This is a genomic window from Desulfosporosinus sp. I2 (assembly GCF_000960765.1).
Lineage (GTDB): Bacteria > Bacillota > Desulfitobacteriia > Desulfitobacteriales > Desulfitobacteriaceae > Desulfosporosinus.
Map to the genome: position 1 here is coordinate 1 of NZ_JYNH01000063.1, position 26,357 is coordinate 26,357.

Annotated in this window: 20 protein-coding genes; 4 read left to right on the forward strand and 16 right to left on the reverse strand. The window is 41.3% G+C overall.

Going from position 1 to position 26,357, the window contains the following annotated elements; all coding sequences use genetic code 11:
* The 3 genes from UF75_RS14560 to UF75_RS14565 all read right to left on the reverse strand — a co-directional run.
* A partial coding sequence (locus tag UF75_RS14560; RefSeq protein ID WP_045575326.1) for a radical SAM protein occupies positions 1-860 on the reverse strand: 860 nt, incomplete at its 3' end.
* A 106-nt stretch (positions 861-966) separates the two neighbouring features.
* Positions 967-1,107: a six-cysteine ranthipeptide SCIFF gene (gene scfA, locus UF75_RS27195; protein ID WP_014905314.1), complete on the reverse strand. Its 141-nt coding sequence runs from the start codon at positions 1,105-1,107 to the stop codon at positions 967-969.
* Between the two features lie 272 nt (positions 1,108-1,379).
* Positions 1,380-2,666, reverse strand: coding sequence for an RNA-guided endonuclease TnpB family protein (locus UF75_RS14565; RefSeq protein WP_052693277.1), 1,287 nt, complete (start codon positions 2,664-2,666; stop codon positions 1,380-1,382).
* Between the two features lie 675 nt (positions 2,667-3,341).
* Between UF75_RS14565 and UF75_RS14575 the strand changes: the two genes are divergently transcribed.
* Positions 3,342-4,640 (forward strand): CBS domain-containing protein, encoded by a 1,299-nt coding sequence (locus UF75_RS14575; protein WP_045575328.1) that lies wholly within the window; start codon positions 3,342-3,344, stop codon positions 4,638-4,640.
* A complete protein-coding gene (locus UF75_RS14580; RefSeq protein ID WP_045575329.1) occupies positions 4,637-5,893 on the forward strand; it encodes an Nramp family divalent metal transporter in 1,257 nt (418 codons plus the stop codon). Before UF75_RS14575 ends, UF75_RS14580 begins: the two co-directional genes overlap by 4 nt.
* Before the next feature lie 35 nt (positions 5,894-5,928).
* Here UF75_RS14580 and UF75_RS30735 read toward each other — a convergent pair whose 3' ends face one another.
* Positions 5,929-6,090, reverse strand: coding sequence for an aspartyl-phosphate phosphatase Spo0E family protein (locus tag UF75_RS30735; protein WP_348983059.1), 162 nt, complete (start codon positions 6,088-6,090; stop codon positions 5,929-5,931).
* 208 nt (positions 6,091-6,298) lie between these two features.
* Positions 6,299-8,080, reverse strand: coding sequence for a hypothetical protein (locus UF75_RS14585; protein ID WP_045575330.1), 1,782 nt, complete (start codon positions 8,078-8,080; stop codon positions 6,299-6,301).
* Positions 8,081-8,386: 306 nt separating this feature from the next.
* Here UF75_RS14585 and UF75_RS14590 point away from each other — a divergent pair, with 306 nt between their 5' ends.
* Positions 8,387-8,650: a LytS/YhcK type 5TM receptor domain-containing protein gene (locus UF75_RS14590; protein ID WP_045575331.1), complete on the forward strand. Its 264-nt coding sequence runs from the start codon at positions 8,387-8,389 to the stop codon at positions 8,648-8,650.
* Positions 8,651-8,980: 330 nt separating this feature from the next.
* Here UF75_RS14590 and UF75_RS14595 read toward each other — a convergent pair whose 3' ends face one another.
* The 3 genes from UF75_RS14595 to UF75_RS14605 all read right to left on the reverse strand — a co-directional run bounded on the left by UF75_RS14595 (position 8,981) and on the right by UF75_RS14605 (position 15,395).
* Positions 8,981-10,213 (reverse strand): IS91 family transposase, encoded by a 1,233-nt coding sequence (locus UF75_RS14595; RefSeq protein ID WP_052693280.1) that lies wholly within the window; start codon positions 10,211-10,213, stop codon positions 8,981-8,983.
* A 621-nt stretch (positions 10,214-10,834) separates the two neighbouring features.
* On the reverse strand, positions 10,835-14,452 hold the full coding sequence (locus UF75_RS14600) for a DEAD/DEAH box helicase (RefSeq protein WP_045575332.1): 3,618 nt from the start codon (positions 14,450-14,452) through the stop codon (positions 10,835-10,837).
* The gene (locus tag UF75_RS14605; RefSeq protein WP_045575333.1) at positions 14,439-15,395 is read right to left on the reverse strand and encodes an aminotransferase; all 957 of its coding nucleotides are present in this window, start codon (positions 15,393-15,395) and stop codon (positions 14,439-14,441) included. The genes UF75_RS14600 and UF75_RS14605 overlap by 14 nt, the downstream gene beginning before the upstream one ends.
* A gap of 377 nt (positions 15,396-15,772) precedes the next feature.
* Here UF75_RS14605 and UF75_RS14610 point away from each other — a divergent pair, with 377 nt between their 5' ends.
* Entirely contained in the window at positions 15,773-16,792 is a 1,020-nt protein-coding gene (locus UF75_RS14610; RefSeq protein ID WP_045575334.1) for a ParA family protein, read from the forward strand.
* Positions 16,793-17,575: 783 nt separating this feature from the next.
* Here the strand turns inward: UF75_RS14610 and UF75_RS14615 are convergent.
* From UF75_RS14615 to UF75_RS14645, 8 genes are all read right to left on the reverse strand, one after another.
* Positions 17,576-18,112, reverse strand: a complete 537-nt coding sequence (locus UF75_RS14615; RefSeq protein ID WP_052693282.1) for a hypothetical protein — start codon at positions 18,110-18,112, stop codon at positions 17,576-17,578.
* Positions 18,094-18,801, reverse strand: a complete 708-nt coding sequence (locus UF75_RS14620; RefSeq protein ID WP_045575335.1) for a DUF3800 domain-containing protein — start codon at positions 18,799-18,801, stop codon at positions 18,094-18,096. Before UF75_RS14620 ends, UF75_RS14615 begins: the two co-directional genes overlap by 19 nt.
* A gap of 1,245 nt (positions 18,802-20,046) precedes the next feature.
* The gene (locus UF75_RS14625) at positions 20,047-20,361 is read right to left on the reverse strand and encodes a hypothetical protein (RefSeq protein ID WP_045575336.1); all 315 of its coding nucleotides are present in this window, start codon (positions 20,359-20,361) and stop codon (positions 20,047-20,049) included.
* Positions 20,362-20,412: 51 nt separating this feature from the next.
* A complete protein-coding gene (locus UF75_RS14630) occupies positions 20,413-20,631 on the reverse strand; it encodes a hypothetical protein (RefSeq protein ID WP_045575337.1) in 219 nt (72 codons plus the stop codon).
* Between the two features lie 6 nt (positions 20,632-20,637).
* Entirely contained in the window at positions 20,638-20,790 is a 153-nt protein-coding gene (locus tag UF75_RS28290) for a DUF6019 family protein (protein WP_156146454.1), read from the reverse strand.
* 48 nt (positions 20,791-20,838) lie between these two features.
* Complete coding sequence (locus tag UF75_RS14635; RefSeq protein ID WP_045575338.1) at positions 20,839-21,234, reverse strand: hypothetical protein; 396 nt, start codon at positions 21,232-21,234, stop codon at positions 20,839-20,841.
* Positions 21,235-21,487: 253 nt separating this feature from the next.
* On the reverse strand, positions 21,488-24,121 hold the full coding sequence (locus UF75_RS14640; RefSeq protein WP_045575339.1) for a DEAD/DEAH box helicase family protein: 2,634 nt from the start codon (positions 24,119-24,121) through the stop codon (positions 21,488-21,490).
* Between the two features lie 10 nt (positions 24,122-24,131).
* Complete coding sequence (locus tag UF75_RS14645) at positions 24,132-25,694, reverse strand: site-specific DNA-methyltransferase (protein WP_045575340.1); 1,563 nt, start codon at positions 25,692-25,694, stop codon at positions 24,132-24,134.
* Between the last annotated feature and the right edge of the window lie 663 nt (positions 25,695-26,357).

A 26,357-nucleotide genomic window follows, 5' to 3' on the forward strand; every position in this document is an offset into this window, starting at 1 on the left:
TGCGTATAAGTACCTCGAACGTAATAATACGTTCCTAATGCATAGGGAGAACTATCTGGCCGTTTGGTTACAAACTGTTTAATGCGTTGAGTAACCTTCGAGTAACTCGCTTGACCACCGGCGAAGGGCCTCATCCGATCATGTACCTCAGGGCGGCCATCAAGACTCAAGACCACACTGATCTCCTCTTGTTCGAGAAAACTTTGAACTTTCTCATCCAATAATACACCGTTCGTGGTCAAGGTAAATTTAATGGTTTTATTGAGAGCTGCTGCAGCTTTTCTGCCATATTCGACCAAGTCCTTGACAACCTCAAAATTGAGTAACGGTTCTCCTCCAAAGAAATCAACTTCACAATGGTCTCTATGTCCAGATAACTCCAAAACAAAATCAATGCCCTTTTTACCCGTTTCAAAATTCATCAAGGTTCTACTACCACCAAAGGCCCCTGTTCCCGCAAAACAATACTTACAGCGCAAATTGCAATCATGGGCTACATGAAGACAAATCGCTTTAACGACTGGCTTTTCAGGATAGTTTGGGGTGATCCCCTCTAATTCTTTGGAAAAGAGCGTCCCCTCTTTATATAGATCTTCCAACTCATCAAAAATCTCAGCAAGTTCTTCGTTCAAAAAAGGCGATGTTTCTGATTGACCAAGAACCCGGTAAATCTCCTCAGGGGTAACAAATCCTCCCCTCTCTTGTAAGCCCTCAATTACTTTTAGAACTCTATATGTCCCCTCATCCAACAGATGTAACGAACCTGAATTGACGTCATGAGCTATATAAATATCCCCTTGATGATAACTATGAACATTTTTCTTAAGTGAATATCCCTTAAGATTTAATAAATTAAACATCTAGCTATAGATCCTCTCTTTCTTTCCCTACCAACCAAATAGAAACAGAACCCAACCCCAGAGACGGGGTGGGTTCTGAGATCCTATGTTTAACAATAAATTGACCTTATTTAACACACACTTGGTTACCAACCGTGCACGAAGTCTTGCAAGCAGATTGGCAAGAGGTTTGGCACTTGCCACACCCTCCAGTTTTTACAGTAGAACTTAGGTTCGCTTTCACAATAGTCTGAATGTGTTTTGCCATTCAAACACCCTCCTCTCGATACTCAGGTCATTTTAATACATTTTAGATTATAACACAGGGACAAGGAAAAAGGCAAAACCTAAAATGGTCTCGTTTATAACGATGTGCTAATTCTAATCTCTGTTAGGTGAGGCTCCTGCTTGAACACTCCCCCACATACGCCAAGTGCTAAAAGGAGGGGGATTCTAAACCTTCATTGAGAACCGCCCTTCAGCCGGAGCCTCTAGGTCTTAAGTTCACTCCAGTTCATCACGTGATTGGTTTTAACGTCATCACGCGGCCCAGTCAAGGGCGCTACGCCACTGTCGAAGATGCGGACACACCTCGACTCGACGATACTTTGTTTCTTGATACTTAGGCATTTCTCGGCCTGCGGTGATCTCTCCATTCATGCCTTTATCTCGAATATTGGATGATCCGACAACATCTCGATGACCTATTGATTTGCACGATGGGCAAACATAGTTCCTTGAATGTTGTTTCGTAAAGGTCCCACAGACAGGGCAGGTTCCCGAGGTATAGGCCTCATTGATTCTCTCCAGGATAATCCCATGACGTTTGGCTTTATAATCGAGCATTTTTCGGAGTTCACCGAACGGCCAATTTGAAAGTTTTTGATTCACCTTACGTGAACGCTTGTTATGTGAGCTTTTTTGAACCCCGGCAGGGTTCCCTAAGTATAGTTTCTTAATTCCACGTTCGACACACCAATCAATGGTCATTTTGGAGAGACAATGCATGACATATTCAATCTTCTTGGAAATCTGAGCTAAGAAATTTTGTTTCCTACGAACCAATTTCCAGTAGGCCTTAGACCCTTTAAGCTTTTTAGATATTTTTTTAGAAAGCTGTGCTAAGACTTTATTTCTCGTTCGATACAATGACCGAAGTTCTCTCGCTGTGAGGATAAGATGTACTTTTCCGTCCGTTAAGGTCAACGCATGAATTTCCCCTGGATCGGCCCCAGCGCAGCCTGAATTTTTAATTTTGATCGGCTTTGGTTTCTCGATGGCTAGATGTAGCCAATATTGATTGTAAGTCCAAACGATTTCGGCTGAATGGATGGATTTAAAGGAAATATGTTTAGGTCGTTTAATAACCAAAGGCTCTTCATTTCGACCATTCGAAAAGACAATGGAATCGGTTTTTTCTAGATGACGGAAAGCGATCTTCTTATATTTTACCGAGAAAAATTGTTTATATCGCCAAGGGTATTTCCAATTAAGTTTTCCCTGTGCTCGTTGCTTCCGAGTCCGATCGCACGTTTCTTGATGGAGTTCAATCGTAGCTTGGATCGTCTGAGCATGAAGTTTATGAGTTTTTCCATTAAAGAGCTTCTTCATTTGGCTCTCGGAACTCCATACTCGATACGAACTCCAAAGCCACCAATGAATATCCAAGACATCATTCCAGAGACGAGCTGATTCCTTCCGTAGGCGATCCACGAGAACACGCTGGCTCGGATTAAGTCTCAACCGGATCTTCGAGACGAGAACGTCGTAATCTTTCTTCGTGCCCTCTTGTTCATCACTTTCATGTTTGGCTCTCTTAATACTCACTCTATTCACCTCCCTCAAGTTAGGGGTTGATTAGATTATATCAGAGGCCCACGACATTATTTTGTAGGGAAACGCAATTAATCCCAGACTTGATCACTGAGGAGTTTTGATATTGAGGTTCATCGTAGAGGTTTCTTATTATAACCACCCGACAGGTTAGTTCTTTTTGAGAAGTTACGAAGTAACAGGGGCAATTTGAGGCTTTATTTAATAAGATAGAATAGAATCGTAGGCAAAGGAAAGAAAAGAAAGGTTGTTCTAGGTAGACTTAGAAGGGGCAATAGAGTAAAATAAATTGGTTAATGTATATTAATAGGGTTATTTGATTTCTTGGTAATACTTTGTTGTACTTTGTAACCGTGTGTCGAGAGACGCCAATTGGGTAGAACAGGTATTGCCGACATAAGGTTTTACTTAAGGTGGCTGAGAAAACTCTACGCTATGCAGTGCTAAAGCTCAACGAGTGGGGAGGTCCAAACATTTGTTGATTGACCTTCTATTTTGTCGTAGAGGTCTTTTTATTTTACCTATAATTATACATCGTTTTGATGTTCTTAGGGAGGTGGTTATATGGATTCTGGCCCATATCATTTATGCAATCTTACTTTATTTTATACCGGACGGAGTCATTTTGACAGTTGGCGCCAGACTCCGTTACTCAAAGGAGGGGAATAAATGAATGACTTGAAAGTACTAGGGGAATTTTACTTTAGTCAACTGCTTAATAAACCTATTATAGATGCCAAAGGGCACAGAGTTGGTAAATTGCTGGACATGGCCATCCGCTGGGATAGTGTCTCGCCCCATGTTACAGGAATACGATACACTAAAGGGTTACATGACCTAATTCCCATTGAATTGATCATTTCATGGGATCATGACGGATTGCGTCTTAATACCGATTTTGATCACCTGCTGACCTGCCCTCTGCGCGAGGATGAAACGTTTATTGGCAAATGGCTATTAGATAAACAAATTATTGATTTAGAAGGCTCAAGGTTAGTACGAGTCAATGATATCACATTGTCTTGGGTCTCTCACGTGGATCACCAATATCTTGTTTTAATTGCTGTAGATATCGGCGTACGCGGGCTGTTCCGCCGCTTAGGCGTTGAGTTTTTACTCAGTCGGATCGAGAACAAATTTGTAGGTTGCCAGTATATTAAACCGTTGGAAAATCGAACTTCAGCTCTCCAACTCACTCGAGAAAAAGAACAACTACGCCAGCTTCATCCGGCTGATATTGCAGATATTATTGAAGACATGGACTATAAACAGCGCGCTGACTTCCTCAATGCACTTGATTCTCAACAGACTATTGATGCCCTAGCAGAGATGGAACTGGATACCCAGGTTGAAGTCATTAATCAAATGGATGAGGAACGAGCCTCTGACATCTTAGAAGAGATGCCTCCGGATGAAGCCGCCGATATTTTAGGCGAGCTGTCCTCCCAAAAATCCGAGGAACTTTTAAGCTTAATGGAATCCGAAGATGCCGAAGATGTACGAGAGTTAATGCAATATGAGGAAGACACTGCAGGCTCGCTAATGACCACAGAATATATCGGCTTACCATTTTGGCTTACTACAGAACAAGCGATTAACGAACTAAGGCGTTTAGCTCCTGATGCTGAAACCATCTATTATCTTTATGTTGTTGATGAACAAGAAACTCTGGAAGGGGTTCTATCTCTACGTGAATTAATCATTGCTTCCCCAGCAACGATCTTAAAAGATCTGATGCACACAAAGTTTATTAAAGTCTCTCCCTATGATGATCACGAGAAAGTCGCTGACCTCTTTCATAAGTATGGTTTACTAGCAGTCCCCGTTGTCAATGCTCAAGATCAAGTTCTAGGGATCATTACAGTAGACGATGTTTTAGAATTGTTAATGCCGGATCGCCCTCGTATGGAAATTCACTCTTCCTTGATCGCTCGCCGTCGTCAAGCGAAAGGGGGGCATAGTGAATGAATCTAAAAGCGCGTCTAACCTTATTCGCGGCTGTGATGGGCCCTGGAATTGTCACTGCCTTTGCCGATAATGATGCCGGGGGAATTGCGACTTATGCCGCTGCAGGTGCCAAATATGGCTATTCTCTCATCTTTACCATGCTTATTAGCACTGTGTTGCTGGCCATTGCCCAAGAAATTTCTGCCCGCACAGGAGCCGTGACTGGCCGCGGACTTTCTGACTTGATTCGGGAAAATTACGGAGTAAAATGGGCATTTTTTGCCATGAGTGTCCTCTTGATAGCCAATCTAGGAACAACAGTTTCCGAATTTTCCGGAATAGCAACCAGCTTTGAGATCTTTGGAGTAAGTAAGTATCTCTCCGTACCAATCATGGCTTTTATTATTTGGTGGCTAGTCGTTAAAACAGATTATGCCAAAATGGAGAAAATCCTCTTGTTTCTATGTTTGACCTTTTTCAGTTATGTTATCTCTGGGGTTATAGTTAAGCCACCCTGGCCTCAAGTCTTTATCGAATCCATTACCCCCACATTTTCCGGAAGCCCTGCCTTTTTATTGATGGTCATTGGAGTAATTGGAACTACGATTACCCCTTGGGGGCAGTTTTATGTTCAGTCTTCTGTCGTTGACAAAGGTATTACAGCCAAAGACTATCGTTACACGCGTTGGGATGTCCTGATCGGGACCTTCTTTACGGGATTCATTGCCTTCTTTATTATTGTTTCCACTGCCGCAACTCTCTTCGCCAATAATATCCCGATAGAGACTGCAAAAGATGTTGCTATCGCGTTAAAGCCATTGGCTGGGGAATATGCCAGTTTGCTGTTCGGTTTTGGGTTACTTGGGGCATCCATGTTGGCAGCCTTTGTCCTTCCCTTAAGTACCGCCTATGCTGTCAGCGAGGCCTTTGGCTTTGAGCATGGAATTAGTAAATCACTTAAGGAAGCACCCGTATTCTTCGGTCTATATACTGTCCTCATCGTATTGGGGGCCGCCATCGTCTTATGGCCCGGTTTGTCTTTATATCACGTCATGTTGACAACTCAAGTCGTAAACGGAGTTCTATTACCCCCAATTCTCATCTTTATGGTACTAATAGCCAGCAAGAAAAGCATTATGGGGGATTATGTCAACACAAAATTCTTTAACGCTATCTCCTGGATGTTCGCGTTCATTTTAGTGTTCCTGTCCTTACTTTTGCTCATATCAATTTTATTACCGGGTTTATCCAATTATTTCTTTGCCTTATTTTAGAGTCTCCAAAGCCTAGGGCATTAAGCATTTAATCATTATGAATTAATGATTAAATAATACCGATTCAACAGACCGTCTAATCTTTGACTCATCTCTACAATGCTCGGATCGGTTAGACTTCTATGTCTTGCAGAATTATTGAGATTGGTTCGAGCATCTTCAATTAAAAGCAACAGGAAATCCCTGTATATGTTCAAGTTCGCACCTCTTTTTTCTGAATTTTATAGTTAAGGAGGGTCCTTGCCAACTCCTTTTTGTACATCCTCACTTGGAATATATTAGTATAATATTCTCTGGAAATCAAGCCATTTTTGATTAATATATTTCATCATGACAGCCCTTGATTTGTTATAAGAAGAAATCTACCCAAAGCTTATTGCTTCCAGATAGTAAATAAAGGACCGCTCATTCTATTGAATGGAGCGGTCCTTTATTAGTGATACCCACACCGTTTTCGCTGGGATTGAAATCATACCAAAAGACAATGCGTCCGTCGGCCAAAACACCTAGAATATGCGTTTCGGCTGCTTTCACCGAGACGACCTTTGGCTCTATCTGTAAAGTCCTTAAGTTTAATCGACTTAGATGAACCATGTTTTGGGCATTGTCATTTCTATCTCTTGTGAAGGTTAAAAAGGCAGCATAATCCTGGCCAACATAGCAACTATCTGACATTCTAATAAACCCTATATCGCCCGGCTCAGCAAGCTTGATTACCGTAACCTTTCCGCTCTTAAAATCAAGATACTTAGTTAAAGTTTCGTCCTTTTGTGTTTTGAAGTCATAGTGGTAGCTATTCACCATAAGCAGGCCACTGTCATACCAGATTGTGCCTGGATGGCTGTCTGTTGAATTTTCTATCGTCTGCACAGTAAAATCTATCAGGTCGCACAGGGTATAGCCCCTAGTGCCTTCATAGTCAGTCATGGTGGTGATTACCTTTTGCCCATGATCGACAAATCTGGGCTGCTTGTGATAAGAATTGTCGAGAAACTTACTGCCCTTAATAGATACTGTAGGAGCTAGCAACTTTTCACTGTTGTCAATCAGGTTGAATAACTTGACACCTATTTCATCGGCATAGACAATTTTTTTCAGGTCACCGGAGACATCATAACTGCCAAAGAAAATGTCGGGTAATCCATTCTTATCGTACTTTGGCTTACGTTCTATTTTTGCTTTGATGACTTGGGGTAAAGGGGTAGTATCCTTTGTTCCTCCAAGGGCTTTGTCTACCGTGATTATCTTATCCTTGAGACGCACCATGATTTTATCAGCTATCAGACGGATATCGGGTAACTCCAAGTTGTCTTGGAAATCAAACCTCTTCTCTACTTTCATGGTTTCGGGATTGACCAGTAGCAGAGCAGGGTTTTTGCTTTTTTCGTAAGGTAAATCTGCAAGAATTAACTTACCATCATCCTCTCCTATCATAGAAAGCTCTGCTAGGTTTCCATCGAAACCTGCAATTTTATCATAACGCTGATAATCACCGCTCAAGCTGACAAGATGATTATTCATATAATCCCAACGGCCACTGTCAAAATACAGACTGCCATCTTCCCGTTGCTTTAAGGTATAAGTCATGGTCAGTTCAATACGGTCAGTCTTGGGTGAGCCATAACGTATCAGCGTGGCTGTCACTGTGCCATCACTATTTCTAGTAACCCTATCGAGTAGAACACTCCAGGAGTTGACAGCGTTATAGGCAGGGTGGGGACGATCAGAACCGAAATCAAATAGGAAGGCTCGTTGTTGCGCGTCATAAGCGTCGACCTCAATATTGGAGACATCAAGACTGTCCAGATTAAAGTATCGCTCAGCATATTCCAGAACTTTGTCCAGTGGAAAAAGCCGCAAGGTGCTGTGCTTATCAGCCAGCTCTAAACTTTCCTTACCATACTCTGTGACATATTTAGACCAAGCGAACATGGCCACATTGAGCGGAGCTATTTCCTGGGCAGAATTAAAGTTCCTGGTATTTCCTACAGTAGTTATGGAATCATAAAGATATTCCTGCCATAGCTTTTCCAATTCCACTGGATCCGTTATGCCGCCGAAGTTCAGGTCTGCTTCTTGCTTAATGCTTTCTGGAGCCTGGACAGGCAAATAAGAGGGGATTTTTATACAACCGATAAAAAGTACCAAGAGAACAATTAGGCCAAGGGTTATAGCTTGCCTATTCATCAACAACACCTACCTAACTCTGGATATAGTGTTACCGAAAAGGGCTGGTAAACAGCTCTTATAATTTCTAGTTTTATCTTCGATAATCCTGCCTTTGATGTCAGAAGTGTCCTATGCCTATGGCTTTTGTATTTATATTGATGTAAATACTATAAAGTTTTACCAATTATGATATAATCATTTTTGTCATACAGGAGTAAAGGCCTTGTTCTCATCTTGTATGTCATAGAGTGCCATTAATATAACTTTTCGGGGTAAATTATAATAATTTTAAATAGTCAGCCTTCAAAATATGGAGTGAACATTGTGTTAAATGATCTTTTTATAAATGGAGCTATTGTGATTGCTACCATAAGTTTAGGAAATCAAATTCTAATTAATCAAGAAGTTACTCCTTATTCCCCCTTTAAAATAAAACTATTTTTTAGCTCGATGTCTGGAATATTAGGAATACTACTTATGATTAATAGTGTTCAAATACTACCAGGTGTAATCCTTGATTTCAGAAATATTGCAATTATATTGTCTGCAACTTATTGCGGGTTTGTATCTACAATCATCAATCTATAAATATAACTGTATCAATTGGGGTTGCAATCTATCCGTTTACGGTTAAGGATATTAAAGAGATAGTTGAAAAAGCAGATTCAGCACTATACGAAGCAAAACAAAAAGATCGGTTCATCAAACCCGTTCTTTTTGTTTTGCAGTGTATTTTTCCCCATTGCAGTCAAATGAATTTTGAGGTCTGTTGCAGTAAATAAAAAAAGCGTGCCCTACTCGGGCACGCACTCTTGTTTCTTTAACCACCATTCCGGGTACATTTCAGCACCACACGTTTCACACGAAAAGACATGGGCACCGGTGGATGGATTTCTTGGATTCACAAAATCAAAGTATTCAAGAACATCTTCGGGTATACTCTCTTTCTTCCCACAACCTGTGCATAGGTACACTTCCCCCTGGGAATTGGGACTCATATTCTTCGATGAGTCTTTTTTCTTCCTTTTCATACGCTTCGTCCATCCTTCTTTTTAGCCGGTCTAACATACTTCCGTATTTTTTGAAAAACACATCGTTTATGATCATTTCATCTCCGCATTTTGAACATACCAAAGGATCATGTCCGAAGGATTTCATAATCCTCTCTCGCCAATAGATCCGTTTATTCCTCAATTTCTTAAACTTTTTCCATACGGACATAATGATCTGAGCCTTCTTTTTCCTCCGCCGTGCATACATTTTAAATTGACGTTCGGGGATATGTCTAATAAGTTTCCCGATAAACTCAAAGACCGGAAGTTTAACATCGACTCGCTTGCCGCCTTGATGCTGCTCATACCAAAAATGAACCTCTTGTCCATCATAGCTTACTATCCTAGATTCTGCTATGGCTGGCCGGCTCACATATCGTCCTATGTACTTTGCTGCTCCCTTGGCATTACTCATACGATTCTTAGCGTGTACATAAAATCCTTCTTTTTGTTGACGGTACATTTCGTCAATTAACCGTTTATTTTCTCTCGTTTTTGGGAGCCTCTTCTTTAGCTTGGAAAGCAAGATATGTTGCCATCGTTTCCTTAGCATTTCATAATGAAAATAGTCAATAACCTTCCACTGTTTATCTTCTCTCAAAACACCTTCCGTAACAAGCGCATGGACATGAGGATTCCATTTCAGATCTCGTCCAAAGGTGTGGATCGCACAAACTATCCCTGGGGTAGGTTTCTGCTTCTTGCTCCGTTCCCAAAATGAGCTTATGATCGTTTCTCCTGCTGCATCAGATAAGTCTTTTAACAGCTTCCTATCTTTCAAAAAAACTATTCTTAGTTTCCCGGGTATGGTAAAAACCATATGGCGGTGGGGTACGTCTAAAAGCTCTTGGCATAGATTTTCTACCCAATCATCTGTCGCCTTTTTTCCGCAAGATGTACAAAAACGGCTCTTGCAAGTAAATGCTACATACTTACGTTCACCACAAGTGGGGCAACGATATTCAGTATATCCTTCGCCGAAGTCCCGGCATTTTAGCATTTTCTTAATTTCTTTGGATACTACATCTCGAACCTTATTATTTGCTTCGAATTTTTCCCATCGATCTGCAAATATCTGTTTTATAATTCCTCGTGCCATGGAGAACCCACTTCTATTTTACCAACTTATCAACAGGTAAGGAAATATATACTTTCCTGAACGATAAAGAAAAGCACTGCAATCCCTTGCAGTGCCTACATTTCATATGGAGCGGACGACGAGATTCGAACTCGCGATCCTCGGCTTGGGAATTCGATGTCGTTAGTCTTACCTAGTCCTAGGTATTAGTGTTTAAGCCTATCTAGTTAATTATTCGTGTAATTAATTAACCTTCTTTCCCCTCTATTTTCACCTAATTACAAGCTCGTTGTCGTCAAATTGTCGTCAACTATAATAGAAATACAATTCAGAATGTTGTTAAGAAATATGTTATTCTTCTGGTCTTGACCCCAATCCAGACCTACCCATAAGCTCCGAAATAGAATACGGCCGCAACTCTTATCCATAAGTAGGTCCAGGTTAATATACGCTCACTCCAGCAAATCCTCAGGATGAGAGCGTTGCCACAACATACCACCGGAGAAATTGAGCTATCCTTCCGAGCAGAGGACCATTCATGGAATACTGCCATCAGGAATGGGTATAGGTAGAGAATACAAACCATAAAGACGCAGTATAAGTTAAACGATGTAATACAAGATTGTCTAATCATCTCATATACTAGTACTCAACTGAAGTCTGCTGTACAATAACCGCTCCGTTTTCTACATGTAGTTCAAAGTCATCACGAAACTCCCGATTGCCTAACTGACCAGTCTGAACCTTGGATCGGGCAAGCTCGTATCCAGATGCATCAATCCAGCTTACATTGCTTTCGTCTTTTACCGGAATAACGTTATAGCACCCGCGCTGACCAGTAGTCCCAGCAAGTTCTGCCTCAATAGGACCATAAACCGCTTCAAGACCGGCTCGCTGCTCAAGACCTCGTTGCCATTCTAGGAATAACCGAGGGTCAATCAGGTCATCCGCTTCTGGAGCCTCATACGAACTAATTAACCAAGCTTCGAATTCAGGGCGCCGCTCAGCCGCTTCACTTCGAGTATGTGCCATGCCTTGTGCTAGTACAAAAGCGACAAATGGGTCAAGTGTACCCCACCGCAAAAGTTCTCTCACCCAAAATCCAAACCATGGCAAGCCTGTAGTTTCTCGCCACGCCACAAGAGACGGAACTCCCGATGGATCGACAGCACCCTCAGACCAGGCATAGGCAACGACCGCACCAATAGCGACACCTAGACGAAATTCAAGGTTTTCAACAACAAAACGTTGCCAAAAACGCAACTTGCTTGGAACAGGTCCTTGAACATCTTCTCCCTTCATCCACCAAGTGAGCACGTTAGGCCAGTTACTCAAAAGGTTCTGATCTGTCTCAGTGGCGCGAACACGGAAACCAAACCCACGGTCAGCCGAGACAATATCACCTAAAGACTTGAATATGGCTAAACGTTCACTTGTAGACATGGTACCATAGGCTACAGCTGTTCCAATTCTTAAACGAATGTCTGGTACAACACGTTCAAACCGGCGGCCGATACAAGGCGAAAACCCATACTGATAGAGACGCTTTCTTTCGTCTGCATCTGGATAAATGACCTCAATAACTGCACGGCCTCTACGGATAAATGCTTGTTCAAGCCAAGACTCCTGAACAGCAGCTACATGTGTAAATGTTCGTTGCCAGACGGCGGTAAGAAACACCTCAGCGTCAGCACCGTCCAGAGCTCTGGTTTCCACTCGGCTAACTTCCTCTAACGCGTTTAGTAAGATACTATCAAGCTCGTCGACGCTATCTGCAAACCGGGCATCGTCCGACCCCTGACCAGTCCCCGCGTCTTCACTAATTTCGACTGGAGTCGTAGCCTCCAACCAATCAAGAAAATCCTCCCCCTCAAATCCAAATACATCACGTACTCGTTCTGCAATAGCTTTCATTAAAAGGGCAAGTGGGCTACTCACATCTTCGCGCTCTATCTCTTGGACCTGTAATTCACTCATTAAATTAGCATAATCGCGTTGCATCTCTCTAATTTGCCCCTGCTGAGTCTGAATAGTTACCGGAGCCGTGCTTGAAGGCCTCTGTGGCACAGCGACCAGTGTCATACCTTCCATGCCCTTTGTATAACCAGGTCGTCCTGCCCGCCCCGCAAGATTATTGAATTCCGATATGTTCAGACGACTATTAATCACTCTCCCTGTGGCGGGATCGAATGATCTTCGTTTTAGGGATGTTAAAAATATGAGATCAAATGGCAGGTTAACGCCTTCGGTCAGTGTCGAAGTTGCAACTGTGATTGGACATATTCGACTATCGATTAGACTGGTCATCAACCTTCGGAGCCGTTGGGGCATCTGACCGTGATTACTTGCAATCCCTCGGTCGAGAAGGAAGACTTCGTTAGAATCCGTCCCGCAATAATCAATACAAACTGCACGAGTCTCCATGAACCTCGCGAGCCGGCCTTCCTCCTGTGGCAGCTCGAATAGAACAATATCCTGCCACTCGTCTTGCTCCAGTGCTTTTTTATACCACCCCATTGTCTGTTCTGGTTGTTGGACAACAGAGATAAGTATTCGGCGATTGTCATTGACGAGATGTAGTGCCGTCCACAAAACATGCAACTGAGTGAAACAGTAGATACTGTTCCTCATTGAAGGTGGGAGTTGGGGCATCACGGGAGCTCCAAGTGGAATATAGACAGGCTCAACGCGACCAAGGACAGCTAGTGGCTGGCCATTCATTAAATCGAGAAGTATTCGTCCAGAAGTTGATGAAGCCTCAAGCATGCCTACAAGTTGTCTCGTGCTACGATCGCTAGTTTCAACAGCTTCCGCATCATCTCTACCTACTATCCACTTTGCAACTGGCGAGGAGGCTCCCCCGGCAACCGCTGTGAGGGCAATTCTTGCAATGGTGGGTGACTGCATCAGCAACCTTGAAACAAGTGATTCCAACTTGATTGATCGGTTGGTATGGTCGGCAAATGCGTTTAGCGTGTTCTTTGAATCCTCGGGCACGACCTGATGGGCTTCGTCAATAATCAGCAAGCGTAAACGCAAAGCCAAGACAGGACCGATAAAGCGCATCAGCGCATCCGCCTTTTCGACGGTTGCAATGAGAACTGTTGGACGGTCTGCGGTCATCCAATAATCAGTTACACCCCAATCTGTCCCCCCATAGAGGCCGGTAATGATTAGATCCTCACCGAGCTCGCTTGATAGCTTAGCCTCAACTTCGCCCGCAAGTGCTCGTGATGGGACTATATAGAGGGCCAAAGGTGCTGGCCCCTCCCCTTCCCAGAGCAGTAATTCTTTGACAAGAGCGAGGTTCGCAACAAGTGTCTTGCCGGAACCAGTTGGCGTACAAAGTGCAAAGGAAGACTCATGAAGAAGCTTGGTAAGACCCTGGCGTTGAGAAGACCAGAGTATTCCTCGACGACGACTGAATTGTCCGCGTGCAAATGTATAAAGCCGATCACGGTGACTCGGACTAAACTGAGCAAGCTGAAAAATCGGTCTGTATATGCTCGATTCGCGAAACTCTTTAGCAGCACCACATAGAAGTGCGATTAGCATTGATGTATCGTCACTAAATGTCCGCACAGTTAGCCTATCCAGAGCATCAAGTTTTGCTAGTGCCCGCTCGAGTCGCTGGTCGTCACCACGTCGCAACGAATCGGCGATTAGACCCACACTGCGCACCAGCTCTACAGTGATATACCAAGAAATATTGTCGCCATCTTTGTCAACCAAAAGCCGTCCCGTTGCGTTATGATCTCTCAATTCAGGATGTACCTTCCAGAACGCAGTGACAGAACGTATCACGCCATCGAAATCCGCACGTAAGAAACTAGCATACAGTTGTGATCCATTGTCCCGAAATTCTGCCTGAGCCAGAAGGCTAGATGCCATTGCTGGTAAACCTCCAAGTTGATATGCTCCTGCAGCGAAAAGCTCGATTGGTACCGTCGATCGTAGTAGATCATTTGAACGCACTAGCCACTCTAGCAATTCTGCTGCACGGCGATAACAAAGGAGCGCATTAGTTGATGAGCCCCCTTCGATCTGCCGAAAAATTCCAGCAGAATGAATGAGTCGACGGGCATCATCTAGTTGTCTTAAGGATTCATTGTCGCCCCATCTAATAGTCGGAACCTCCCACGTAGTTTGTAAACACCGGACAAAAGAACGCGCTTGTACTGGCGTTAAAATGTCTTTATTTGCGAGAGAACTCCGAATCTCATTTGCGACTTCGAGCCTTTCGATATCATTCGGAAGCATTATGATCTCCTTCCGTCCAGAGGCTATCGTAGATAGCGTCGATCAATTCTTCACCATCATTGAGAATTACTTCCACGACCTGCAGATCGTTACCAGCAGTGTATTCCGGTGGTATTTCTTCCCACGGGATAAGCGAATAAGCCTTTTTACGACTAGGAACATCGTTTCCGACAATAAGAACAAGGTCCGTTCGTAAGATTGGTGCCGAATCTCTCAATAGAAGAGCTTTGTCCATTGAGAGTATCGTTGCAGAAAACCCATCAGGATCGCATTCCTGGAGCAGTCGTTGTAGTTGCCGTATTCCATGCGGTATCTTTGTATCCTTATTTACATTATGCCAGATACCTCCAGATCGAACATGTTTTTTATTCCGTTCTCCTAGAAGTAAATCATCAATGACCGAAGGTATGAGTCTCTGCCGCCACTTGGCTTCACCAACTATGATGCGGACAACTGATCCATCTTCCCCCAAGGATAGTCCAATAAAGTCTGACCCTAAGCGGCCAAAAACAGTCCGTGTTTGCGTGCTATCACGTGCCAAATCAAAAAGGTATTTTTCTACATCATAATGATTACGAAATAGGAAGACCGGAATTACCCAATTATGATCACCCACAAATTTGTAGCTTTCTGTGATTAGACCTGTCATCACCTCGCCAAAAAGCCCTCGCCGAGCAGTAACAGGCAAGCAATTAGGATATCTGGCGTCAGTACTGTCGTCTTCATCTTCAGCGTCGGGATGGAGATCTATGCCGATTGTTGCTCCGAAGTATTCCCGGGCATCAAGATGAGCGGACTCAAAATATTGCCGCAGAGCATCAAGTAACGATGAATTAGATTCAGATTTCTGCTCAAGCAACAAATGCCCATAATTACCATTAATCGTAGGATACTCATCCAACCATTTATTAAGTTCGTCAATAGGAGGCGGGCATGTATGCATCTAGATCATCCTTCTTCAAAAAGTTAATAGCAAAAGCCTAAATTCATCGCGGTATCCTCAGTTTCTTAATACTTCCGCATTTTTCCTCTGTTTCCTCCTTTTATTGCCAAAATATTCTAACAAAAAACAAAACCACTTCGAAATCGAAAACGGACTAGCCACTATACTCACAGATTAATAACTCTCAGGATAATCAAAAGCCTAGCCCCCCCAATCTCTTGAGGGTCTAAGCTTTCTATAATATCCGAGGTCGGTATCGAACCGGCACCTGCAGGACTCAAATAAATAAAGGGTAATTATTTATTACTGGCGAATGATTTCAATGGGACTAATAAAGGAAAAAAAGGAAATCGAGTCTAGATAATAAGGAGGATATTATGTCAGTTTTTGCTTTCTGGAATAACAAAGGTGGAACGGGTAAGACAAGCCTCTCATTTCAGACTATTTGTGCTTATGCGGAGAAACATAAAGGAATGAAGATTCTCGCTATTGATTTATGCCCTCAGGCGAACTTATCAGAACTATTTTTAGGGGGTTTAATAGGCAAAGGAGGAATACACCTTACTAGCTTATACGAGTCCGACAAGCGAAGATCGATAGGTGGATATTTTCAGGAAAGAATGCCATCCCCTTTCTCAATGCCATCTTTTAATTATAAAGATTTTCTATGCCATCCTCATCGATACAATCGGGCAGTAAGTGCTAATATCGATTTAGTTGCCGGGGATTCTATCGTGGAGCTGCAAACTAATGCTATAGCGACACTTTCCAATACGCGATTACCTGGACCAGATACTTGGCTTGCAGTAATTGACTGGCTGAATGACTTCATTAAGATGACTGAAAACCAATACGACGATATCTTTATAGACACAAATCCGAGCTTCTCAGTGTACACCCAAATTGCATTAGCAGCAGCTAATCGTCTTGTCCTACCTGTGATGGCAGATGATTCATCAAGAAGAGCAATTCAAAATGCGTTTTCTTTGGTACATGGGATAAAATTACCTTCTGCTATGTACAAAGAATATTCGTTTGCAGAAAAGCTACGAAATGCTGGACGGGCCCTGCCTCTTGTACATTTGGTTGTTAAGAATAGGTTGACGCAGTACATGGGATCAGCAACTGCCTATAACTCAGTACTCAATTCAATTGATAATGATCTAAATGAATTACTTGCATCTCATCCAGACATTTTCACTTTTTCATCATTGTCAGAAGGGCTTGTCGAAATTAGGGACTTCCAAACAACCGGAGTCGTAGCATTTGCAGAAGGAAAACCTTTCATTAGAATGAATGCGGGTACTCATAATATCCAGGGAAGGGATACACAAATACGCCAAGATTACATTGAAAATTGTAGATCTGCGATAGCGACTCTAGTGAATAAGTTGTAGGCTCACGTTTTGCCGGAAACCAAACAGGCCGCTGCTGCCTAATTAGATTTTTTATTCCCGAAAAAAAGCCCTCCGCCAAGGAAGAACTTCTATTCTTAATTCTGCAATTAGCAACCGTTCTTGTTTTTCCAAGATACCCTTAAACTCTACAACCCTTGGTATCTATGGAGCCGATGGTCGGAATCGAACCAACGACCTGCTCATTACGAGTGAGTTAAAAGGTATCCTGAGCTATCCTAATGAATTCTTAAATGCAGTCATACAGCGGTTTATACGGTTGTTGACTTTAGCCATATACTGAATCGTACTGCAATTTTTGGATCGGGTTGCAATGATGGTTGCAACGGTTGAGATGTAAGGACTGAACAGAAATATCTTTCTAATATGAACAAAAAGCCTTGAGTCGTACAAACTACATGTAGCTCAAGGCTTTCGTTATGTATCTCCGCTTAATCTCGAGGGTTTCGATGTCTAATCACTCACATATTGATACAATTTAATTATGCACTCCCTTGTTTTCAAAGGGGGTGCATTTATCAGGGCGGTCCATAAATCAATAATATAGCGCTGTCACTAAGTTCAATCATGATTTTTTGTGTATTATTTCAATGAATAATGCATATAATAAATTGCAAAGGAAATAATACTATTTGTTCTAAATATTGTAATATTCCTGCAAAATATTCAATTGACAAGGTGAATAGAAATCGTTATGATTAAATTAGCTCATCTACTAGTTGTAGAAGGAGTTCCTGAAAGCGTCTTTTAACGAGGCGCTTTTTGCTATGCAGAAACGGCTTTATTATACCGTTCTAATATTTTTCTTAAGCGATGCTCTTGATCAAAATAGAAAGCTGTTATAAGCAAACAATAGGTAGGTCTTTTTTCCACAACTACCAAATAACGTTCCTCTTCTAAAAAAATATGAGTCCTCAAATTATTATTCCTGTATAGTTCATCCCAGACCTTAACACCGTCACAAAACCCACATATCGAATTATCGCAATTGTAATTTTCTATAAAGCTTCGAACCCAACGAATTCTCTCACAGCGTCTCAGATCGGGATCACGTTGACGATTTCTTGCATAGTCCTGACAAGTGACATGAAAAAACGCCTCTTCCTTCCCATATTCTATCGGTTCACGTCGAATGTTTACTCTTTTCCCATCAAAACAAGGATAACTATTGATAAAATCATTCCTGAATATTTTATAAATGTATTCCTCATATCCATTGAACTTCGATAAATCATTACAGATTTCAAGTTCCGGAATCCAATCACATTCAATCATTCTATCTCCTATTTGTTTGATTCCCATACTAGCAAGTTCACCTTACTTTCACGGTACAATGTTGTTTGCGTTAAGCTATAATGAGAACTCTCCTGAATTTGGCTTATTAATTGTTTCTTTGCTTCGCTTTGAGAGAAAGTTTCAGGAAAACGACGATTTCGATATCCTAATGCGCCAGTAAGAATATCCACAAGTTGCATTATCTGAACTTCGTGTGAGCGAATTGGCTGGATTTTTTTTATTATACGAGCAGAAAAATCATAGGCACTGTTACAACAGACTTCATGAAGCTTCTGTGCTTTCCTGTAAGAATGAGTATCTTTTATGTCGATGTATATGTTATAAGCATCATTGGGTGAAAAAATAGCTTTCAACATATCAAAATACATTTTGTAGTACCAGTCATCGTGCGTTTGTGCAAATCGATCATGGTTCAGTATCCCTTTATCTGGGATAACTAGCCCGCGAAAATGCAAATCCCTTTCACTAAAGAAGTAATCGACAATATCACTGTAAAGACAGAGTTTTGATGGGCTAACCTTTGTCCACTTTATCTCAGCATTTGCGTAAATCCCGTGTTTTTCTTTAATCTCAATAATTCGCGAATTAATTACTTTTACTTTTTCTTTAGAGCACCATACAGCACCGAGGGTCATAACATTTATACCGTCATGTTCCAAATGACAGCTTTCATCACAGTAAACATTGTAATTCATCAATACCCTCCTCTGCATATACATAAATATCAGTTATATTTTTAGAGTTATTAATTGCTGCATTCTAAAAAATTCGTGGGATTAGCTCTCCCATAACTGCTGACATTTACCCCAAACAATCAAGAGGGGCTACAAAGCCTAAAAGTTTCACTATTAGCAAACTTGTAAATCCGATAACGGTACTCCAGTTAGAAATCATAGACATCCCTCCTTGAATGTTAGCTATCATGTTGCAGTCCCCATCACTTATTGCTAAGCCTCATTAGCATCACAACCTCGATTGTGTGGGGCGGGTCATTAAAATTATACCATATTTTTGATTTTTTTAACTCTAACTCTAATTTTTTGTACGTGAATCAATTTCATAATGCCTAAAAACGATATTATCATCACCATATCTAGTATATCAATGTATCAAACCTACTATATATAGTGGTCGTATGCGTTTGAATTCTATTTATGAAATTGATTCACGTAGTAATATTTTTTGTCGATCTATTGTTTAATTGTCTAAGTAGTCGAGGCAATTCTTCTAACTGGCGTTTGACTTTATTACTAGATTCTATTTACCAAAAGGAATTTTCAAATTATTGTATTTGAGTTAATCTTCACAGTTACGATGTTCTTCCTTAACAACAACTATATTCTACATTAACGGCGAGACCTGGCGAAAAAGTAGTTTGATGCCAAAAACTCCCCTACACATATATAATGCAGGGGAGACAAATTGCTTTATATCTCCTGGAAAATGGTCAGCATTGGGACGGGCGGACTATTTATCTCTTTTACCTCCGTGTTTCTTTTTCTATTCTCCATCTTCGGAAGGACCGTCCTTATGTTTAACTTTTCGGGTGTAGTCTTTATTTGATTTATGGGGGCGTGTTCCAGTATTGAAGAGAGACCTTGTCCTTCCCGTAAGTACTGGATTTGATTTCTTTTTTATAAATATCCCCTCGACCATCTATATCAGCAAGTTACTTCGAAATCGTTCATAATATTCCCGATGAAAATACTGGCTGCCAGGTGGGTAAAGATAGTTCAGCAGTTTATCAAGTTCCCTACGACTTTGATAGTATAACACACCACTCGAGCCCGACTGCTTAGTCGCCTTTTGGACACGTTTTGGAGATAACTCAACCTGCGAACTCAATACTTCGGTCATTTTGTCAAGAAAATATTGATTACCGTAGACTCGGAGACGAGGTGACTTTCTTTCCTTGTTTCCCTTCCTTATAGTGATAATGTCTACGAACTATGCAACTCAAAATATGCGCGGATAAAATCGACATGCTCCGGTATGATTGGGTAGCTGCGCTGCTCGCTGATGCGAGGTTGCCAACCATACTGTGTTAATTTGCTTAGGTCAAAATTAAAGAGCTTAAGTTTGTATTGTGGGCCCGTTCTGGATTTTCCCTCAAAAACACTGGTTGAGACATTTAAGGCTTTATGAACAACGTCCAGGAAATACCGTTCATGATGTCGGAGCATAAAATAAGGATACCTGTCCTCGATGGGGCTACCAATTGACCAGAGGATGCCAAGGGCGTATAGGTCCATCATGTTTATAGGACAGCTCCTTTTGTTGCGGACATTTAACATAGTTAATGACACTTATTCAGCGTCGATAGTTCGAACAAACCGACAGAGGTTTTCATCCCACTTCCATTCTGATTGATCTTCGGAATTACTTCTGAGAAGCTTAGTCAAGATGTCATGCTCTGATTCTATTAAAGCAGTCTCGAACCAGTCTTGAAGGGATATATTGAGTGATTCGCAAACGGCGTCTAGTTGGGCCTTGGTTTTTTCATCTGCAGGAAAAGCTATGTACATTATGAATCACTCCGATATACGTTTTGATTGGTTAATAACTTCATGTGCCTCAATGACTCCATTTCGAACAGCCGCTTTGATGATCATGTAAAACACTAGCATACTGATAAGCCATACAATAACTCCAGCCAATGATGCCACCCATATTCGCATCTCCATTAAGTTTCTCAAATATCCCAACATCAAGTCTCGATAACGTACCCTTCTTTATTTTGTAACAGCTAATTTACAAAGATCCATTTCCTTGTACCCTCTAGGATGGTTTTTTATTGTTATGTCTCCAGCAGATACGTTACGAGCAAGTCCTGAATAATGTTTGCAGACGCCTGAACCGGAGAAGGTAGTTCCTTCACCTTCTGGCTTGACGCAGTACTTACATAACCCTAGGCAACGACATCTAAAAACAGATACGCTTACGAGGTAACTTTGCATATCTGCAATGATGTATTCCGGTAAGCTGTCTTCTCCAGCAACATCTACCATCATGTCATTAGTGTATGTTACGACAACTGACGCTGGATATTTCTTGTACGCCAACCAGAATTCCACAGTATTATCGTTCTTTCTTTTCGAATCTTGGATAGCCCAGTTCTTTGCTGCCATTACACTAACCAACTTTCTTAAAATTAGCTCATGTACAATTATTCTTTATCAGTTGCTAAATTCCTCCAATTTGATAATAAAAAGACGCTGATTATTCAGCGTCAAGATCATTAGTCAAACGTTACGAGGCTTTTCTAATTCAACCCACCCAGCAAATCACCTAACCGCTTCAGTCCCTCTTAACTAAGCCGGTACACCCTTCCCGATCTGGGAATGAGCGGGGCGAGTAGGAAATGTCGTTCCCGTAATGCTGTTATAAACTTTTTATGATGCTCATAAACTCATCCAACTGAGATGCACCTTCAAGCTGAAACTGCCTATCACGAAACACCATAAAATATTTGTACTTTTGCCCGAGTTGATGCTGCCATACTCTTCCTAATCGCACTTTCTTTGCGCTGTCAGAATTGTCGCGATCTTCGCCTTTGCTTTCAATCAAAACAAGTGTACCCTTCTGCGTCATTACCAAAAAGTCAGGGTAGTGGTTGATAAAACCATTAAGACAAAACCCTCTCCGCTCCATGATAAAATGCCACCACTTGACATTGTCAAGGCTGGCAACGGCATTGATAACGTCGTATTCCAATCTATTCATACTATTTTCCGCTTCATATAATGATTTTGCGATAGAAGAACTGCTATTTAATGGTGAGATGCTAACAGGTAAAATATAACTTTCTTCACAAGTGATTTCGCCTGTTTCAATCATTTCCATAAACTTTGATTCACGGTAAGCTTCTTCTAATGTTTCAATTTTCCTTTTGATTTTCAATGAAAAACTTGGAATAGAGTTTTCCAATAATGCTAAATCATCTTTCGACATACCTGTTATGATTCGGTTGATATAGGTGCGCAAATCGTCAGCTCCAACTGTATTTGTCTTATTAAGTTGCTGAAAGATCATATCCTTGCAAGCTATAATCTTCCGCTCTGGAAGTAGTGAGTTAAAATACTCCTGAAAAGCCTTGCGCTCTGTAACTGTCAATTTGAGATATTGAGGAACAGCCTCTCCCTCTTTAGCAATATCCACTTTCATGACATCCGTTGCAGTCGTTTCAAAGTTTATTTGTGTATCCTTGTCATACAAAGTGAACCCATCGGACAGTGCTTCTTTGGTTAGTAGAGTGTGGCTGCCATCATCAAAAAGATTAGGTTCAACTTTAACGAAAAACTGAGGTATCTGCAAGTATTTTGTTTCATTAATAAACCGACTGTGCATTTTAAAATGATTCTTCATATCCTCCAGTTCACCACCCAGCAATCCGGAATCTTCCGCTGCATTCATTTCCTCAGAATAATTTATACTCTGTTTCAAAGCCTGTCCGAGCATTTCTTTTATTTCAGTATCCTGACTTATGCTTTCAGTCAGTCGCTGATCCATAGCTTCTTTTACTTTTTGAAAATCAAAATCAAGGAATTCTTCGGCGGGTGAACCTCCATTGCTTTCTTCGATAGCATTGAGAATATCGATTTGTTGACCATTTTGCTCAGGAGTTGTTGGTAATATAGTCTCTGGCAGATCCGAGCTATGACGAAAATCCTTGCGACTGAACCCTGCTTTATTCAACCCAACTACTATGTTTTCTAATGTCGTTCGGAAATCATTTGAGCTGGTCAGTACATAGGACATATTTAATAGTGGCTGATTATGCTGCATCGCATAAGGCTGACGAAGAATTCTGCCAAGTATCTGTTCTACATCCACTTGGGAAGTCTTGTTTGCCAGCGTCGCCAAAATGTAGGCAAAGGGGCAGTCCCATCCCTCCTTGAGTGCATTAACCGTGATAATATAACGGATAGGGCAATTCCTGTCCATGAGGTCAACATTCTTAATTTCATTGATATTGGATGTTTTAATGGCAATTTCCTGTGCCGGGATACCTAACCCAATCAGTGCGGTCTTAAGTTTTTCAAAAGTTTCGCTAGATTCTTTTCCTTTCGGTTGGGCCTGAAAGAGAACAATTGGGCGTATGTAGTTCCCTGTAGATACTTCTTCGGCTTTCGTTTGATTTTCAATATTTCCCCGCAACTGAATTGCGTCCACCAAAACATCCTGCTTATTATCCCGATTGTAGACAATAACAGGTAACTTGACCATGTTTTCTTTTTTCAGTTCCCGTGCATCCACATAAGAAATGATGTTACTATTACTTTTCGGTGTCGCCGTCAAATCTAAAACAAAAGAGGGATTCAGGTTGTTCAGCATTTCTACACTTAAGTCCGACTGAGCATTATGACTTTCATCTATAATTACCACGGGCGAAAGCTGGTTGATAACCTGTATCAAGGCTGTATCGTCAATATTCTCTAACTTCGTTTCCGGTGTTGGACAGTATTTTGCGAAAGGAGCCAGGTTGCTGTTTTCCTGATATACCTTACGCCCATCTTTTTTGTTACTACGCAAAGAGTCATAGCTGAGAATGCATACAGATAGTTGCTCGTGAACCGAAGACAGATTAAAATTCTGTCCATTTAGTAGTTCTTCCTTTGTGTATATCTCGACCCTACCACCAAAATCAAAATCAAGCCTTTGCCGATAAGGATGACGGACATCCTTCAATGTCCGGATCGTCTGTTCCAAAATAGCGTTTGAAGGTACGAGCCATGCTACCATTTTTAATTTTGTCGATGGCATTGCTTCTAAAATCAGTTTGACGGATGCACACGCAAGAAAAGTTTTACCTCCGCCGGTAGGGACTTTAAAACATACATGCGGGGTGTTTTTGATAGAATCTTTGTAAATCGGCAGACCGCTAAACCCAACGCGGACATTTTGGCTTTCCCAGTGCTTTTTATATGCTATCTTAATATCACGTGTTTCGTTTAGATAAGAAAGATAGATAGAGAGGTCTCGCAATACCTTTTTCTGATAATTTTTCAGTTCCATATCTATCCTCCTACAGCCTTGTAATATCACGAGGAATTTTCTTGAACGTGATATAGTATTTTTCTAGCTCTGAATCACTTAAAGTGTTTTTGTCGGCATAAATCACATAGCATTCTGCTCTTGTCTTCATTCTAGAAAGGAAGTCATGATTCAAAACAGTGACTTTTGGTTTTTCGTAATAGAAATAGTAAGCGGCATGATTGTGAATTCCCAAAAGATAAGGTTCTTCCGTAACTATCTGCTTTTCAATCGGTTGTTTCGTTTCCGTGAAAAAGAGGTATTCACGGATTTTTTGCACAGGTACTTCCTCATTTATATACTGATTATCGAGTAGCAGGGGATGTCCAAGATCGTAAAAATTGAAATTACTGCCGGTACCCTCCACATCGGCATATCCATTGATAACCCGCTTTACACGCTCGGCTGTAATTGAGTCAGCATAATCCATCATCTCTATCAGAATAAATTTACGGTTACCACCATCCTGTTTGTTGAGATTTAAAACAGCATGTGCGGTGGTACCGGACCCAGCAAAAGAATCAAGAACAATGGAATCTTTTTCAGTAGCTTGTACCAATAACTCTTCAAGAAGCTTTGTACATTTAGGAAATGCAACTTGAACGTTCCCAAAAATACTTAGCTGTTCTTTTGTTCCATCACTGGTATAACACTTATTTCCAACAATAGAAGAAAAACCTGTATACTCGGTTGCTAAATCATTTAAGAATTGTTTTTTTCGAGGTCTTCCATTTGGCGACGACGGCCACAAAATTCTGTTCTCTGTTATAAGCCGATGCATCGTATTCTTATCATATCTCCAACCTTTTAACGGCTTTCCATAATTAATTCCTGTTTCAGGATTAATTAGGTCATAGTGTAAATTGGGCCTTTCCTGCGCTGTAGCTAACCCTACCATATTTGCACTTGTCCAAAGTTCTCTTGGATCATTGTCCGGATTTGAATATTGACTTAAATCTCTATGGCACCCTCTTAGTTGGTTGCCATAGCACAATATATATTCGTGATCTATGGATACATTTGTCTTGTTTCTATTATCTTTGTTTTGCCTGCTCTTCCAAATAAACTGAGAGATAAATCTTTTCTTACCAAAAATTTCATCCATAATTAAACGTAAATAAGTTATCTCAATATCATCAATGGAAACAAAAATCACGCCATCATCCGCTAGTAACCTTTGCAACAACTTGATACGGGGGTACATCATGCACAACCATTTGTCATGGCGGGATAAATCTTCACCTTCCCTACCGACTACTTGCCCAAGCCACTTTTTAATTTTTGGATCATTGACATTATCGTTATACGCCCAGCCTTCATTACCTGTGTTATATGGGGGATCGATATATATACACTTTACTCTTCCTTCATACTGAGGCAACAGGGCTTTAAGTGCTTCCAAATTGTCTCCACGAATAATTTTATTATCACTCAATGTCTCATCATCTGATATGCCTTTTTCCGTATATGCATATCGGTATTCCAGTAGCCGATATGGAACATCCAGATGATGATTAACGACTTTATCTTTTCCAATCCATTCAAGTGTTGGCATACTATTTGTCTCCTCTACGTGTGGTCCTGTAGCTACCCAGGTGAATTACCGCTTATGTCATCACTTCAACTAATACCGATTCATATATCCTAACAAGTTTTAAATTCAACAGCTTTCCTGAAAGTTCCTGCCAAACATTTAAATTATAAGTAATCCTACTACTGGGGAAAAAACAAAACGCCAAGGTATTTTGCGAAACGAAACAACTACATGTTATCTAAGTGAGAGGTTTTTCAATCCCCCTGAGTGTAGTCACTTCTACACTTTCCACATCTTTCCTTTATTTCCTGTGCGCACGTTGTGCGTTTCATATATATTTTTCAGAAATCATCGCTCCTGCGGTGCGATGTAAGACAACCGACTAACCTCATGCGAAAGCCTCTGGGGGACAAGAGCATGTCGGTAAAGCTAGGATTAGACTGCTAACGCTGTCGAGTTGCCTGGCGAGTCAGGCCATATATGGTAAAGCCTGTGGGCTGAATCCGGGTCTGTGGCTGTGAAACGCTGACGGTCATGCACCGGCTATTAATAGGTATACCTAATATGAGGAAAGTTGGGTATAAGCAGGCCTATTGACGCACCTGTGGTAAGCAGGGTAACGACCAACCGGGTACCTACGTATGGATACACTATATGAATCGTCAAACGTGACCTGCCTAAGTG